Origin of the sequence: Zobellia nedashkovskayae (assembly GCF_015330125.1) — a bacterium.
Taxonomy (GTDB): Bacteria; Bacteroidota; Bacteroidia; order Flavobacteriales; family Flavobacteriaceae; genus Zobellia; species Zobellia nedashkovskayae.
Window position 1 is genome coordinate 1,637,300 of the sequence record NZ_JADDXR010000002.1, and the last position, 15,749, is coordinate 1,653,048.

The 15,749-nt window shown below is 37.0% G+C and carries 13 protein-coding genes; 8 read left to right on the forward strand and 5 right to left on the reverse strand.

The features are described from left to right. Nucleotides 1-9 precede the first annotated feature (9 nt). The 3 genes from IWB64_RS07005 to IWB64_RS07015 are packed head-to-tail and all read left to right on the forward strand — an operon-like array spanning nt 10 to nt 2,576. Entirely contained in the window at nt 10-765 is a 756-nt protein-coding gene (locus IWB64_RS07005; RefSeq protein ID WP_194533325.1) for an SDR family NAD(P)-dependent oxidoreductase, read from the forward strand. Beyond that, a complete protein-coding gene (locus tag IWB64_RS07010) occupies nt 762-1,898 on the forward strand; it encodes an ATP-binding protein (RefSeq protein WP_194533326.1) in 1,137 nt (378 codons plus the stop codon). The genes IWB64_RS07005 and IWB64_RS07010 overlap by 4 nt, the downstream gene beginning before the upstream one ends. A gap of 42 nt (nt 1,899-1,940) precedes the next feature. Beyond that, complete coding sequence (locus tag IWB64_RS07015) at nt 1,941-2,576, forward strand: MOSC domain-containing protein (RefSeq protein WP_194533327.1); 636 nt, start codon at nt 1,941-1,943, stop codon at nt 2,574-2,576. 79 nt (nt 2,577-2,655) lie between these two features. On the opposite strand, the gene IWB64_RS07020 is transcribed toward IWB64_RS07015, so the two are convergent. The 3 genes from IWB64_RS07020 to IWB64_RS07030 all read right to left on the reverse strand — a co-directional run bounded on the left by IWB64_RS07020 (nt 2,656) and on the right by IWB64_RS07030 (nt 8,890). Further along, the gene (locus IWB64_RS07020) at nt 2,656-3,603 is read right to left on the reverse strand and encodes a carbohydrate kinase family protein (protein WP_194533328.1); all 948 of its coding nucleotides are present in this window, start codon (nt 3,601-3,603) and stop codon (nt 2,656-2,658) included. Nucleotides 3,604-3,844: 241 nt separating this feature from the next. Beyond that, the gene (locus IWB64_RS07025) at nt 3,845-5,656 is read right to left on the reverse strand and encodes a RagB/SusD family nutrient uptake outer membrane protein (RefSeq protein WP_194533329.1); all 1,812 of its coding nucleotides are present in this window, start codon (nt 5,654-5,656) and stop codon (nt 3,845-3,847) included. An 18-nt stretch (nt 5,657-5,674) separates the two neighbouring features. Then, complete coding sequence (locus IWB64_RS07030) at nt 5,675-8,890, reverse strand: SusC/RagA family TonB-linked outer membrane protein (RefSeq protein WP_194533330.1); 3,216 nt, start codon at nt 8,888-8,890, stop codon at nt 5,675-5,677. 326 nt (nt 8,891-9,216) lie between these two features. Between IWB64_RS07030 and IWB64_RS07035 the strand changes: the two genes are divergently transcribed. The 4 genes from IWB64_RS07035 (at nt 9,217) to IWB64_RS07050 (ending at nt 13,283) form a co-directional block, all read left to right on the forward strand. Beyond that, nucleotides 9,217-10,350: an SPFH domain-containing protein gene (locus tag IWB64_RS07035; protein ID WP_194533331.1), complete on the forward strand. Its 1,134-nt coding sequence runs from the start codon at nt 9,217-9,219 to the stop codon at nt 10,348-10,350. A gap of 63 nt (nt 10,351-10,413) precedes the next feature. Further along, nucleotides 10,414-11,499: a DNA helicase PriA gene (locus IWB64_RS07040; RefSeq protein WP_194533332.1), complete on the forward strand. Its 1,086-nt coding sequence runs from the start codon at nt 10,414-10,416 to the stop codon at nt 11,497-11,499. Then, a complete protein-coding gene (locus IWB64_RS07045; protein ID WP_194533333.1) occupies nt 11,496-12,221 on the forward strand; it encodes a metallophosphoesterase family protein in 726 nt (241 codons plus the stop codon). The genes IWB64_RS07040 and IWB64_RS07045 overlap by 4 nt, the downstream gene beginning before the upstream one ends. A gap of 63 nt (nt 12,222-12,284) precedes the next feature. After that, nucleotides 12,285-13,283 (forward strand): acyl-ACP desaturase, encoded by a 999-nt coding sequence (locus tag IWB64_RS07050; protein WP_155595498.1) that lies wholly within the window; start codon nt 12,285-12,287, stop codon nt 13,281-13,283. 344 nt (nt 13,284-13,627) lie between these two features. On the opposite strand, the gene IWB64_RS07055 is transcribed toward IWB64_RS07050, so the two are convergent. After that, nucleotides 13,628-14,215 carry a hypothetical protein gene (locus IWB64_RS07055; protein ID WP_194533334.1) on the reverse strand — a complete coding sequence of 196 codons (588 nt, stop codon included), beginning with the start codon at nt 14,213-14,215 and terminating at the stop codon, nt 13,628-13,630. Between the two features lie 24 nt (nt 14,216-14,239). Next, the gene (locus IWB64_RS07060) at nt 14,240-15,157 is read right to left on the reverse strand and encodes an OmpA family protein (protein WP_194533335.1); all 918 of its coding nucleotides are present in this window, start codon (nt 15,155-15,157) and stop codon (nt 14,240-14,242) included. A 422-nt stretch (nt 15,158-15,579) separates the two neighbouring features. On the opposite strand from IWB64_RS07060, the gene IWB64_RS20530 reads away from it, so the two are divergent. Continuing rightward, nucleotides 15,580-15,708 (forward strand): hypothetical protein, encoded by a 129-nt coding sequence (locus IWB64_RS20530; RefSeq protein WP_262893339.1) that lies wholly within the window; start codon nt 15,580-15,582, stop codon nt 15,706-15,708. Nucleotides 15,709-15,749: the final 41 nt, after the last annotated feature.

The following is a 15,749-nucleotide window of genomic DNA, read 5'->3' on the forward strand; positions in this document are numbered from 1 at the left end:
TATAGAAATATGAGTAAGACCGTGTTAATAACAGGAGCAACTAGTGGAATTGGTCGTGCAACAGCCATACTTTTTGCTGTTCAGGGCTTTAAATTGGTGCTCTGTGGAAGAAGACAGGAGCGCCTGGATGCGCTTCAATCTGAATTAAGTAAACAATGCGAAGTTCACACCCTAAATTTTGACGTTCGGGATAAAGATGCCGTATTTAAAGAGATAGGTTCGTTACCTGAAAACTTCGCTCAGATAGATATTTTAATTAATAATGCAGGTAATGCACATGGTCTTGATCCTATTGATAAGGGTAATGTAGATGATTGGGATGCTATGCTGGATATTAATGTTAAGGGTCTACTTTATGTTTCCAAAGCGATAATACCCAATATGGTGGAGAAAAAGTCTGGTCATATCATTAATATTGGGTCTACAGCCGGCAAAGAGGTCTATCCCAACGGAAATGTGTATTGTGCTAGTAAACATGCGGTTGATGCCCTGACCAAAGGAATGCGAATGGATCTTAACCCTTACGGAATTAAGATAGGAGGTATTAACCCTGGTGCTGTAGAAACCGAGTTTAGTAATGTACGCTTTAAAGGTGATGATAATAAAGCGGATTCAGTCTACGACGGATTTGAACCTTTAAAACCAGAAGATATTGCCGAAATTATTCACTTTGTAGTAACTAGGCCTTATCACGTGAATATTGCAGATTTAATAGTCATGCCTACCGCACAAGCCTCTGCAACCATATTGAATAGGTCGTTATGATTAATAAACGCCTTCTTGTAAAAAATCTGCTAGCTCATAATGACGAGAATAGTTTTTATGACAAGAAGCGTTTTATATCAATTGGAGAAAAAGAGGGTAAAGCCAAGTTTTTAAAACACGTCTGTGCTTTGGCCAATAGTAATCCCAAAAACAATTCTTTTATAGTTATTGGGGTAGAGGACGAGGATAACAAAATAGTAGGTGTAGATTTTTTTGATGACAGTAAGATTCAAAACTTGGTCAATGCCTATTTAGATAATCCACCCTTAATTTCATATGAGAACATACCTTTTCCTAATTTACGAGAGGGTAAGGTTGTGGGCTTGGTTACTATTAGGTCTAGCGAAAAGGTTTGTGCCCTTCGTAAGAATATTTGGAAATATTATGGAGGTATGGTTTTCTTTAGAGAAGGGAGCATTAGTATGCCAAAAGCTTACGGTGTAGAGCTTCAGGATATAAATTCTGATACCGTTGCCACCATAGAACAACATGCTCGTAATAATATTGAGCTGACATTAGATGGTGTAATTGACTTTATCAACAACCGACATAAAAACTTAAATAGTGATTATAAAGTTTTTAAGGAGCAATTTGTAGTCTGTTGGGCGGGAAACAAGAAAAAGGTTAAGAATAATTTCTTTTTTTCTCGGGTAGATATTGAATTGATCAATGAGCAAGTGAAGCTTTTTTATTCGGCTTTAGATGAAATAAGTATTGCCTATGATGAGCATTCGTTTACGATGATAGAATATGTTCAGCTAGGCTTGGGTTCTAAACAAAGATATTTTCAATTAGAAAAAGTAGTTATTAATTTTTTTGATAATGGAACATACAAAATAGAAAGTAACTTAATTTTTGAACCACCTAGGTACAACAAAAAAAATCTCTTTCATATTTGGAATGCCAACAACGCCCTTTTGGATAAAATTCAGAAAGGTATAGGCTTAAAATCATCTGAAACAGTAGATTTGGAATATTTACCCGACAGCTATCTCATTTGTTACTTAAACGGTTTTGAAGAGGCTAAAGAACAGATGGAAGTAGCCCGTAGCTTATTAAAAGACCTGTACCCAAAAATATATTTAGGGATAAAAGAGTCTTTACGAATTTTAAGGAAAGTAAGATATAGTTAAAGGCTTATTTTGACCTTTCTAATAACTTAAGTAAGAATACTAATGAAAGTAATTTCGGTAAACACCTCAAAACCAACCACATTTATTTGGAAGGGAAAAGAAGAATCAACAGGTATTTATAAGAAACCTACCGATAAACCAATTTACTTAACAAAAAATGATGTCCTAAATGATGAAATCTCAAACCGTTTAAATCATGGAGGATTTTATAAAGCTTGCTACTTGTTTTCTTCAGACCAGTATTCATATTGGAAAGAGTTATACCCTAATCTGGACTGGACTTGGGGGATGTTTGGTGAAAATCTAACTGTATCCGGATTTGATGAGACAAAAGTTTTTCTGGGTGATATCTATAAAGTAGGGGAAGCATTGGTTCAAGTGTCTCAATATAGAGAGCCTTGCTATAAATTTGGGTATAAATTCGGAACTCAGAAAATACTAAAACAATTTATTCAACATGGCTTGGGCGGCACATATTTAAGTGTATTAGAAGAAGGATATGTTAATGTAAATGATGAATTCACATTAATGGAACGTCTAAAAACTACTTTGACAGTAGCCGAACTATTTCATTTGGTATTTGCTGAAGAAAAAAATCAAAAGCTATTAAAAATAGCCATGATGAGTAAAGCTATCCCTCCTAAGAAAAGAATATTATTAGAAAAGTATCTAAAGTAAAAACCAAAGTAAATATTTAAACGCAGCTATCTCTTCAGCCAAAAATGAAAGTATTTTTTAAACACCTGACTTCATACACTTAACTCTTAAATACAGCATCATGTTCGGGTAAAGAAGGAATAGCCCCGTAGCCAGTTGTCGTAATAGCTCCTGCTCTATTAGCAAAGGAAACCATTTCAATTAATTGGTCATAATCTTTTAGGATAAGGTGTGGGTCTCCAATGTTGGCAATTTGATATAACAAACAACCAATAAATGCATCACCGGCTCCTGTAGTATCTAGTGGTGTTACTTCTATACTCTTTACAGTTGTTTTTTTGTCTACTGTACTTACCAGAGTGCCTTCGCCACCTAGGGTAACGCATATGATAGGACAACCTAGTTCGTGAACAATATTACAGGCTTTTTCAATATCCGGTTCTCCTGTAATAAGTTGAATTTCCTCATTACTAAACTTGCATAATTGCGATTTTCCAATGAACCTTAAACATTTTTTAATAAAGCATTCTTCTTCTCCTTTCCAAAGGTCACCTCTAAAATTGGGATCAAAGCTGATAAAAGCATTCTGTGTTATGGCATCAAATATATAACGGTCGTAAGCTTCTTCTAATCCACCGCCTAAAAATCCAGTTGCAGCACCAAAATGTACGATGTTACCTTTTAGCTGTTTTTTTAATTTAGAGTCGTATTTCAATTTTTTATCCGCACCTCTACTAAATACAAAATCGCGTTCGCCATCTTCTGCTAATGACACAAATGCCATGGTGGTGAAGGTTTTAGAACGTTGTGCAAGTGAAATGTCAACTCTATTCTCTTTAAGTACATTCAATAAATATGTCCCGAAAGGGTCATTTCCTACTGCACCAATAAATTGACCTTTACCCCCTAATTTAGAAATAGCACAAGCCACATTAGCAGGTGCACCACCAGCTTTTTTAGTAAATTCTTTAGCTTTAGAAAGGTCGTTGCCTTGCTTTATGGCTACGAAATCTATAAGTAACTCTCCTATGCAGTATATGGTTTTCATTATTTGGGATGATTTGTGTAAACGAATGCTAATTAACTATCATATTCAAAAGAATAATGATTTGTGTTAAATATTATATTGGATGCTTATTTTATTAAGTCAAGATAACAAAATCAAAATTAAGAATTTTGTGCGGGCTTTGGGGAGATTATTTACCAAGAGACCTGTTGTCTATAATTATGATACAAAAAAGCCACTTAATTTATTAAGTGGCTTTATGAACTTTTAAAATAAGTATTAACTAGTAACCGGGATTTTGAGAAATATTGGGATTTTGGTCTATTACATTTTGAGGTATCGGACTCATATATTGTCGTGCCTCAAATTTAGGAGTGTATTTTACCTCTGGTTCTACACTGTATGTCCACACTCCTGAATTATCGGATGGAACCGTATTTCTAATGACCATGTTGTTTCTTGCCACTCCCATAAACTCTTCTTGTTGCATGAGGCGCTTATTGTCATAATATCGCTTATTTTCGAAACAAAGCTCTACTCTACGTTCTTTGTGAATTGCCTCTCTCATATCTTCTTTACTGAGGCCTGTAGGAAGATTAGGTAAGTCTGAACGTGTTCTAATTTTATTAATAGCATTATAAACGGTTTGATCAGGGCCGGATGCCTCATTTTGCGCTTCCGCATAATTTAATAGAACTTCTGCATATCTGTAAAAAAGATCGTTTTGGCCACTGGCATCATTGCCTGGAGCAGCATCTGGGTTCAAACGTTTCTTTTGGTAGTAGCCAGAATCACCAACGTCTGTAGAGCCTGCAAGGTCTATTTGGTTAGTTTTGTCAGGGTTGGTATAAGTTTCATCAATTCTTGTGTAAATGATATCTTCTTCTGGCATCCAGTCTAGTTTATAAGGTGCACCATCATAAACGATAAAGTCATAAAATCTTTTTTCTCGGTTTTCATAGGGGTTTTGTGGGTCATAGCCCGAAGTAGGGTCAGTAATTGGCTTTCCATTTGCCATATCAAACTGGTCTACAATTTCTTGAGTAGGATTGTAATTTCCCCAAGACATGTACTGGCCAAGAACATAAGTTGCGCCACCACGTCTCTCATAATTACTTCCCATTCCACTTATGTTGGCTACAATTTGACGATCCCAAATAACTTCAGAATTATATTCGTTAGAAGCTCTCCATAAATTAGGAAGGTCATCGAATAAATCATAAACTCCACCGTATTCATCAATGAATTTTTTATTAGTCGCAGCGGCTATTGCCCATCTATTATCATCTGCAGTTGCAAAGTGTACAAAATTACCGGTGTCTGGCAGGTATGCTGAACCACTGTTGAAAAGAGGACTGGCGGTAAAAAGTTCTAACCACCCTTTTAATGCTAATGCAGCACCTAGAGTAGCACGGCCAGCATTTCCGTCACCGCTGTTGTACTTAACTTCTAGGTGGCCATTGTCTACTATTGAGCCAAGTTCTCCGGTAATGAAGTCAAATGTTTCTTCGAAGGTTGCTCTTGGTACTAGGAGCTCTTCTTCGTTCATCGTATTTCTGTCCAACGGTTCGGTTATAATAGGTAAACCGCCCACGTGCATAAAAAATTCGCTGTAGAAAAACGCTCTTAGAAATCGTAATTCATCTATACGCTGATTAAAATATTCTGTTGTGAAGTTCTCTTTATTAGCTTCTAATTCTTTTATACCAGTATTGCTTTTTCTGACTTTTACAAAAAAGCTTTCCCAAGAATACCCGTTTGTTGGCCCGTAGGTCCCACCCCAAGGGCTAGTATTACTAGAACCTGGTGCTTGGCAAATACCTTGTCGCCAGTTAGATGCGGTGTAATAATGACTTATGTTGTAATCGTCAGTATAGTAATCTAGTTGTTCGGCAAGCGTACATACACGTGGTATCTCACTATATACATCGTTGACAAATATGTCTGCGTTGCCCTCAGTTTGCCATTGGGTTTGATCAGTAAGTTTGGATTTATTTTCGTTTTCTAGAAACTCTTCTGAGTCACACGAAAATGATATCAATACAAGCAGGAAGTAGGCTGCTTTTAAATATGTTATATTTTGTAAATATTTCATGATTTGTATAAATTTTAATTAAAAAGAAACATTCATTCCAAAGGATAATGATTGCATTATCGGATAGGAATTTTCGCGAGCATCATACCCCAGTTCAGGATCTATAAAGTCTAGTTTGCTAATCGTCAAAAGATTTTGTCCGGTAAGCGTAAAACCAATAGAAGAAACATTAAGTTTTTCAGTTACGCTCTGAGGTAGGGTATATCCAAGAGACGCAGTCTTTAAACGAAGATAACTGGTGTCTACCATCCAAAAATCAGAACTCTGAGTGTTGTTGGAATAGGGAGATGGAGTTGCTCTTGGATATTTCGCTCCTTGGTTGTCCGGTGTCCACCTATTATTATAATATTCATACGAAGTATTACTACCATTATTTGCAAACGGGGAGGTTAGAAAAGTCTGAATATTTATATCTGAGCTAGCTGTACCTTGAAAAAATAGAGATAAATCAAATCCTTTGTAGTTAACGGCTGTATTAAGTCCGTAGGTAGTGGAAGGATATACAGGCTTGCCTATTACGGTTTGATCATTGGCATCTATTATTCCATCAGGAACACCATCTGGGCCACTCAAATCTGCATACTTAACGTCTCCAGGGTGCAAATCTCCAAATTGTTCAACGTTATACCCGTCCGTAGCATTAATAATACCGTCATTATTAATGTCATCTGCAGTAGAGAACAATCCTAATGATTGATAACCATATGGAGTTCCAAAAGGTCTTCCAACTCTGGTTCTATTAGGATTATCACGTTCTGCATCACTTTGGAAAACTTCGATCATATTGTTTTCAGAATAACTCATATTAGCGTTTACGGACAATTGCAAACCGCTATCCCATTGTTTTTGCGTCCCTACACTAAATTCAAAACCATCATTGTTCATTTCTCCTTTGTTTTCTTGAGACAGGGAGAGGCCATACTCAACTGGTAAAGTTACTTGAGGCGTTAAAAGCATACCTGTTCGGTCTTCATGGAAGTAATCAAATTCTACGTTTAGTAATCCATTATACATGGAAAGGTCAAAACCTATATCTAATTTTGTAGAAATTTCCCAGGTTATATTAGGATTTGGTTCATTTTCAATTTTGGAACCTTGAACCAAAACGCCATTACCATAGGCATAAGCATTACCTCGTAAATCATATCCAGCTAAGTATTGAAATGCAGCTAGATTTCCGTCTATGTAGGGTAGGTTACCAGATTTACCCCATGAACCTCTTAATTTTAGGTTGTTTACGCTTGTAACATTTTGCATGAATTTTTCTTCAGAAATACGCCATGCACCAGAAAATGCAGGAAAATAACCCCATCTGTTTCCTGGAGCAAAAGAGTAGTGTCCATCATACCTACCTGAAGCCTCAAAAATATACTTGTCTTTATAAGTGTATCCTACTCGGTATACATAACCAAGTTCTGAAGCTGTACTGGAAGAGCCGGCATTATCATAATCTAGTTTATCAGAACTTCCTAAACTCAACTCGTCTATGGCAATAGCAAAATTATTCCTTCTGGTATTGAAGTAATCATCTTTGGTTTCTCGTGCTTCTGCTACAAACAATGCGGAGATTGCATGGTCACCCACGGTTCGGTTATAATTAATATACCCTTGATAAGTGAATTTTTTTGATCGCTCATTTTTTAGTTGAAGCCAAGTATATGGAGCACCATTGCCTTCTTGTAATGAAATGGCTTCTGTATAAGTGTAAGGCTGTTGAGAGAGGTCTATGTTGTAATATTTGTAGGGAACATGCCAAAGTTTATCGTTTCCTTGGGAGTTATCAAAACTGAATACGCCCTTTACACTAAGGCCTTCTATAAAAGGAAGTTGTTGTTCTAAATATACAGAGCTAAGCAATGTATTGTCTTCTTCTCTATTATATCCATCGGACCTTAGTACCCCTAATGGTGTATTTGCAGATGACTCGCCCCATTTATCGCCTTCGGGATAAAGCAAAGTTTGGGTAGGGACAAATTTGTAAAAACTTCGCATTAAATGGGTTGGTGATTCGTCGGCATCAATACCGTCTGTATTTTCAATTGTTCCAAGTAGAGACATACCTACTTTGGTGTTGGCACTAAGGTTGGCGTCTATATTAAGATTGTATGAATATCTTTTGTATCCTAAAGGCTCAAAAATACCGCCTTGGTCATAATAACCAATACCAGCATGATATCTAACATTTTCGCCTCCACCGCTAATTTCTGCATTGGTAATTTGTATTCCAGAATTTTTCTTGAATACTTCAGGAAAATTAGCATCGGGATACCTGTAAGGGTCTTGTTTGTGTAAAGAAGGATAATTGGCAATTAAATCTGCGTCATTTGGAGGGGTATCACCATTGGGATTTAGATTAAAATATCCCTCGTTCTGTAATGCCATGTAATCCTGTGCGTTCAACATTTCAGGAAGGTAGGTGGGTTTTTGGAAGGCATAAGAAGTATTGATTCTAACAACCGGCTTTCCTGCTTTACCTTTTTTAGTGGTTATCAAGATTACACCGTTTGCACCTCCAATACCAAAGGGCGCTACTGCTGCGGCATCTTTCAAAACGGTTATGGTTTCAATAACACTTGGGTCAACTTGGCTAATATTATCCCGTCTAATACCATCTACAACAATTAAAGGCTTATTGTTACCGGTGGTAACAATACCCCTAATATGAATATCTGGATTGTCATTACCTGGGGTTCCGCCATTAGGGCGCATACTAACCCCGGCCATTCTACCGGCCAGTGATTGTGAGATGTTTGCTGCAGGAACCTGAGCTATGTCTCCGCCTTTAAGAGTGCTTATGGCTCCGGTAACAGTAGCTCTTTTTTGGCTACTATAACCAACTACTACAATTTCATCCAGAGCGGCGGCATCTGTTTCCATTGTCGCCTCAATAGAAGTTTTATTAGTAGCATTAATTTCTTGGGTTTTATAACCAATATAGGAGATTACTAAAATAGTGTTATTGCCTGATATATTTAACTCAAATTTCCCATCAAAATCCGAGGTTGTACCTACAGTAGTTCCTTTTAAAACAATACTGGCACCGGGTAACGGCGCTCCTAGGTCATCATAAATAGTTCCTGAAATGGTTGGTTGTTGAAGTGGAATGTTATTTTCGTTTGCCCGCACTTCCGTACTTATAAAAATTAAAAAACAGAGTGTTGTAGTAAAGATTTTTGTTAACCTACCCGCCAATATTTTAGCTATAGGCAGCGAGGCTTGTTCTTTGTCTTTCATGTTGAGAGAGGTTTAGTTGTTAAATGTTGTTAAAGTTTTAGAGTGTATAAACGTAATTAAAATCTTATGATTAATGCAATTTTTTTGCAAAAAAATGCATTAATTACAAAAAATTGCACAAATATATTGTTAGGATGCAAATTTAGTATCACATTATCTACTCTTGACAAGAGTGGTGCGATGTTTAAAATGGAAATGTAAGGCTATTGTACAATTTTGAATTGGTATTTTTATTTGCATACTATATGTGAAAAATTGCCTATTCCCTTCTTTGCCCATTTTCTAGAAATCCACTACCTTATTAAAAAATTTAAACGCCCTTAGAAATGGATCTATTCAACGAAATAAAAAAGAAGCTGAGTCATGAGTTTATTGACATTATTGAATGGCTGGACAATACCAATGGAACTATTGTGCATCGTTTTGAACGGTATCAAAATGAAATTAAGAATAATGCGAAGCTAATAGTGCGAGAAGGGCAAACTGCGGTTTTTATTAATGAAGGTCAACTAGCAGATGTTTTTAAGGCAGGTACCTATACACTCAATACGCAGAACCTTCCTATTCTTACTACGCTAAAGGGATGGAAATATGGCTTTGATAGTCCGTTCAAGGCTGAGGTCTATTTTGTGAACACCCATTTGTTTACCGATGAAAAGTGGGGAACTAAAAATCCTGTGATGTTAAGTGATGAGCGTTTTGGATTAGTGGAGATACGTGCTTTTGGTACGTATAGTTTTAGAATAAATGACCCGGGCAAATTTGTTGTTGATGTAGTGGGTACTGATGGTAATTTTACCAATTATGAAGTAAACGAACATCTTAAAAGTTTAATAGTTACGCGTTTTACGGATACTGTTGGCGAGGCAAACCTCCCTATTGAACTGTATGCAGCAAATACAAGTGAACTTTCAGAAACTTGCACAGAGGTGATGCAACCAGAATTTGGAAGAGTAGGTATAGAGCTAGAGCGCTTCTATATTGAAAATGTGTCAATGCCTGAAGAACTAAAAAAAGAGATTTTTGAATATAGTAGGCTAGATAAGTTGGATATGGTAAAACTTTCTCAATTTAAAGCGGCCAAAGCAATGGAAGCTGCTGCAAAAAATGAAGGTGGTACTGCTGGCGCCGGAATGGGTATGGGCATGGGTTTTGTGCTTGCACAACAAATGGGCAGTATGATGAATCCCCAAGCTGGTCAACAACCTTTTGGAGGTCAAGCACCATCAGCTGGCGGGCCACCACCAATGCCTGTTCAAGTGCAATATTACTATGCTGCAAACGGTAAACAGAAAGGACCGGTTCCTTTTGATAAATTAAAAGAGCTTTTTGCCAGTAGGACCATTAACAAGGACTCTTTAGTTTGGAAACAAGGAATACAAAATTGGATAGCCTTAAAAGAGGTCGAAGAATTGAAATCCTTTTTAGGAGGAAATACACCACCACCATTACCAATCTAATATCTAAACCGTTTTTGTCTCGTGATGAATACACTTTGTGTAGAAATTGAGATACGTTGATTAATGGAAGAAGAAACAAAACAATCTGAACATAAAAAGGCATGTGCCAATTGTGGTGCCGAGTTAAAATTCAAACCAGGTTCACATCAACTTAAATGTGAATATTGCGGTTACGAAGAATTTATAGAACAGGCCAAAAGTAGTTTTGAGGAGCTGGAGCTTCAGCACTATCTTAAAGTGGTAGGCGAGAATGCATATACGGAAACAATTGACATTCTGCATTGCAAGAATTGTGGTGCGAACCAGCACGTGGGAGAAAATTATAAATCGCTGGATTGTATTTATTGTAGTGAGCCCTTAATTCTTGCAGATGTTGAAAGAGAGGGGTGGATTGTACCCGGGGCACTCGTTCCATTTCAAATAGATGCGCAAAAAGCCAAAGCCACTTTCAAAACATGGGTAGGCGGAATTTGGTTTGCGCCTAATAAGCTCAAACGGGCTGCTCTTGACCCCGAGGGTTTACATGGATTATACTTGCCTTATTGGACCTTTGATGCTAATTTAAATGCGCAGTATAAAGGACAAAGAGGCGACTATTATTATGAAACAGAGCGGGTGCGTACAAAAAACGGTACACAGACGCGGCAAGTGAGAAAAACACGGTGGTCATCTGTATCGGGTGCCGTAAATGGTTTTGTAGATGATATTCTTATCAATGCATCCGAAAAGAAGCGGAGAGATATTCCCGCTAAGATTGCTTTTTGGAATGTAAAGGAGTTGGTTCCTTTCAACTCAAAATATTTATCGGGCTTTGTAACCGAAAAATATACCGTTTCCCTAAAAGAGGGGCATCATTCATCGTTTCAAAAAGCCAAACAGATAGCCAATGGTTGGATCCGTAAAGATATTGGCGGAGATACCCAACGAATTTCTCAGGCAGATATAAAACTAGCAGATGAAACTTTTAAGCATATTTTGCTTCCTGTATATATTAGTTCCTATCGATATAATAATAAAGATTACAACTTCTATATTAATGGACAAACAGGTGAATTAAGCGGTACAAGACCGTATTCTTTTTGGAAAATATTCTTTTTGGTGCTTTTTATCATTGCTATCCTTGGGATAATTGCGATTTTTGCACAATGAGAACATTGGTAATAGGTGATATTCATTCTGGTTTAGAGGGATTGAAACAGGTACTTGAAAGAGGACAAGTAACCACAGAAGACCAGCTTATTTTTTTAGGCGATTATGTAGACGGCTGGAGCCAAGCAGTGGAAACCGTTGATTTCCTGATTGATTTAAAAAGTAATCATAATTGTAGGTTTATTAGAGGTAATCATGATGAGCTTTGCTTAGAATGGTTGCGAGACGGTAAAGATAATCCGCTTTGGTTGCAACATGGTGGTGGTGCTACGTTGGCTTCTTATAAGGAGGCAGACAAGAAGACAAAAGAGAACCATATCCATTTTTATGAAAGTCTTGAAAACTACTATTTAGATACGGAGAAAAGATTGTTTTTACATGCTGGGTTCACTAATTTAAAGGGTGTTGAGCATGAATATTTTAAGCAAACTTTTTACTGGGACCGCACATTGTGGGAATTGGCAAGGTCTTTAAATCCAGACCTAAAAATAAATGATGCACATTACCCAAAGCGATTAACACATTACAAGGAGATTTTTATTGGCCATACGCCTATTTCTAAAACAGGCATTGCTGTACCTAAGCAAGCTGCTAATGTATGGAATGTAGATACAGGAGCAGCATTTAAAGGGCCACTTTCTATGTTAGACGTTGATACAAAGAAGGTTTGGCAGAGTGACCCGGTAGATACATTGTATCCAAACGAACCCGGTAGAAATTGAAAAAAGCCGTTTTATTTTTATATTTTCACTAGATAATTAACGATCTTTACAAAAAACAGGAATATGTCCCAAAAGAACATAAGATTAGAGGTAATGCAGGCTATTGAGCCGCAGGTGGATGGATTTATGGATTCTTTTTTAATTAAACCAGAGGACATCTGGCAACCGACTGATTTTTTACCTGATTCAGAAAGTGATGGTTTTTTAGAAGCGGTAAAAGAACTTAGGGGAGAAGCAAAAGAATTAGGTTACGATTTTTGGGTAACCATGGTAGCGGATACCATTACAGAAGAAGCTTTGCCAACTTACGAATCTTGGCTTATGGACGTTGAGGGAATTGACCAACACGGACCTAACAAGACAAACGGGTGGTCTAAATGGGTTAGAGCATGGACTGCAGAGGAAAATCGTCATGGAGATGTACTTAATAAATATCTGTATTTGTCCGGAAGGGTAAATATGCGTGAAATAGAAATTACTACTCAGCACTTAATATCAGATGGTTTTGATATTGGTACAGATAGAGATCCTTATAAAAACTTCGTATACACTTCTTTTCAAGAGTTGGCTACCAATATTTCTCATAAGAGAGTAGGCCAAATGGCAAAAAAGAAAGGAAATGTTTTATTGGGTAAAATGTGTACAATTATTGCTGGTGATGAAATGCGTCACCACTTGGCATATAGAGAATTCGTGAAAACAATTTTTGGTGAAGACCCATCTGGGATGATGTTGGCCTTTGCAGATATGATGAAGAAAAAAATTGTTATGCCGGCACACTTTTTAAGAGAGTCTGGAGGAACTATAGGTACTGCTTTTGAGAACTTTTCTAACTGTGCACAACGCTTAGGTGTTTATACGGCACAAGACTATGTAGAAATTCTTAGAAAACTAAACGCATATTGGGAATTGGACAACGTAAGAAGTCTTTCTGATGAAGCAGAGAAGGCGCGTGATTATCTAATTAAGCTTCCGGCCAGATTAGAGCGTATTTCTGAGCGAATGAAATTTCCAGAAGATCAGTATAAATTTAAATGGGTAGATGCCAACGGCATGGTGTAAGCTAAAATGCTTTTATGGCATTTGATAAAATTAAAAAAATCCGGTTCATTTATGAACCGGATTTTTTTTGCTTAAGTAGGTAAATTCTTTTTTTATAGGTCAAGTAGCGGACTTGGGATTCGTTACTTGTTTCGGTTAAGTTCAAGAGTAGATTTGGGGTCAAGACTATCACTTAATTACACTGTAAACTTACGGTCGTTTTATTGTTCATCTAAATTATTGTTGTGAACTTACCCAACTGTGTTGTGAAAAATATAAGATGTTCTATTTAGTCGATGAATAACATATAGCCATAAAAAAACCCTCCGTTGAGGGAGGGTTTGTAGGAATAGCAAAAGTTGAAATTATAACTTTCCGTGGTCATGTTCATCTTGCCATTTGGCAAGTTCGGCCCATTTACCTTCGTAGCACATTTTTGACTGCATAGGCCACGATGCAGGGTCGTGAATTTTATAACGGTCACCTCCGCCTTTAAGAACCTCTTGGCATTTGGCTACAGAGGTTTCTGATAGAGCTTTCCAAGTTTTAACACCTGCTGCTTGAAAGAGGCCTTCAATTTTAGGACCTATACCTTCAACAACCTTTAAATCATTTTCTTTTACGGTTTTTCCAATGGCCGCTTTTGCAGCTGCAGCATCAAAAGGAATAGTAACAGGCTCGGGAGCCATGGCAATAGGTGCCGCCACTGCTGCCGCCGTTGCTCCCAATGAGGATGATACACTTGGTGCTTCAGGCATTGTCAGTAACTTTCGGTTGCACGCTTCTAGGTCTGCCTTTAATTTCGCATTCTTGTCATGGCAGCGTTTTAGATCTTCCGAGTTGTCTATTACCTTGGTATTACCTTTACCAATTAGATAACCTAGAATGCCACAAATTACACCTACAAGAAGAGGGATTAGCCAGCACCAAATATTTATATTTCCTGATTCCATTTTAATTCAATTTTAGTTTGTTGATTATTTTATTGTAATTACGGTTCTTCTATTCTTGGCCCTACCTTCATCAGTAGCATTACTGGCAATTGGGTCTTTGGGTCCTTTAGAGTCTGTTTTAATTTTTTGATCTGCAATACCGTTCTGCATTAAATAAGCTTTTGCAAAATCGGCTCTTTCTTGTCCCAGTCTCATGTTGGTTTTTCGGCTACCTTGACTATCGGTATAACCTATTACCTGGCATTTTGCCTTTTCCACTTTATCAAGATAATGTGTGATGTCCGCTATTTTCTGACGTTGAGCTGCAGAAGGGTTTATAGAGGCTTCGGCAGTATCGAAGTATAGAATTAAAGGGTCCCCAGTAATTTTGTCGTAAAGGGCCTTTAATTGGTCTTCAGCATCGGCAGAAGCTTCTTCAATAGCATAGCCTACTGGGCCACGGTATATATTTTTGTCCGCAACCATGTCATCAACCAATTTTCCGCTAGTATTAATTTGCGAAGATGGAATTTCCTGTGAAACAAAATAGTTCTTTACCGAATTTGCTCGGGCAAGACCTAAGTTAGGAAAGGCTGAATTGTTTTCTTCATCACTGGTATAATATCCGGTGATGTTAAAAACCTTGTTTTCGTTGCTGGTCAAATGATCTTTTAGACCAGGTAATATTCCGTTTCTAACGTTTTCTGAAACAGGTTCCAGATAATCAGACGAAGACATGTTGAAGTTAAAATTGTCTTCTGTGGAATAAGCAAAATCACCATCACCCAAAGCAAAGGGGTAGGATGTGATTTTTGGTGCAACCGGTGCCGGAGCAACTTGTTCTTTAGGCTCTTCTTTTTGTGTTACTGCCGCTCCGCAATAACTACAACAAGAAAAATAAAAATAGGTGCCTACTACAATGGTAATGATAATACCAAGTAGGTAAAGGGTGGTGTTTTTCATTGTTAATGGGTTAAGTGTTTAGACTACAATGTATTAAAAAAATCATAACTCGTACTAAATCTACTAAATTAATAGGTAAAGTACTACAATTATAATTTTAGGATTAAACGTTCAAATTGTATTAAAGTTGTGTTAATAGGGTATACCAATTTTCTGGAGCTTATAAAGTAAATTTGTATAGTACTTGTAATGAGAGGGTTAGTTTGTTGGAGAGAGAAATTGAATGTAATTCTTAAAAGAAGTCTATTGGGTTGATATTTAGCTCTTAATGCAAAAAAAAATATTTTGCAGTAATGCCGATTATACATAAAAACGAACTAGTTATGTGAAAATACCATGGGCTTACACATAATCGTTTTTTGTCCTAACCGAAGATGGATACATTTATAAAACGAAATAAAGAAGACTAAAAGACCCAGGTTATGAAAGCTGAAATAGTAAAGGTAGTTACCTTTTTTTGCATGTTTATTGTCTTGGGCATGCAGACGCTACTTCAAGGAAGTTGGAAGGTAAATGAGACAGAACCAATAGGAAGAGACCATAATAATTAATCTTAGTTATAGAAGTAAAACTAAAACGTTCTTTAAATAGT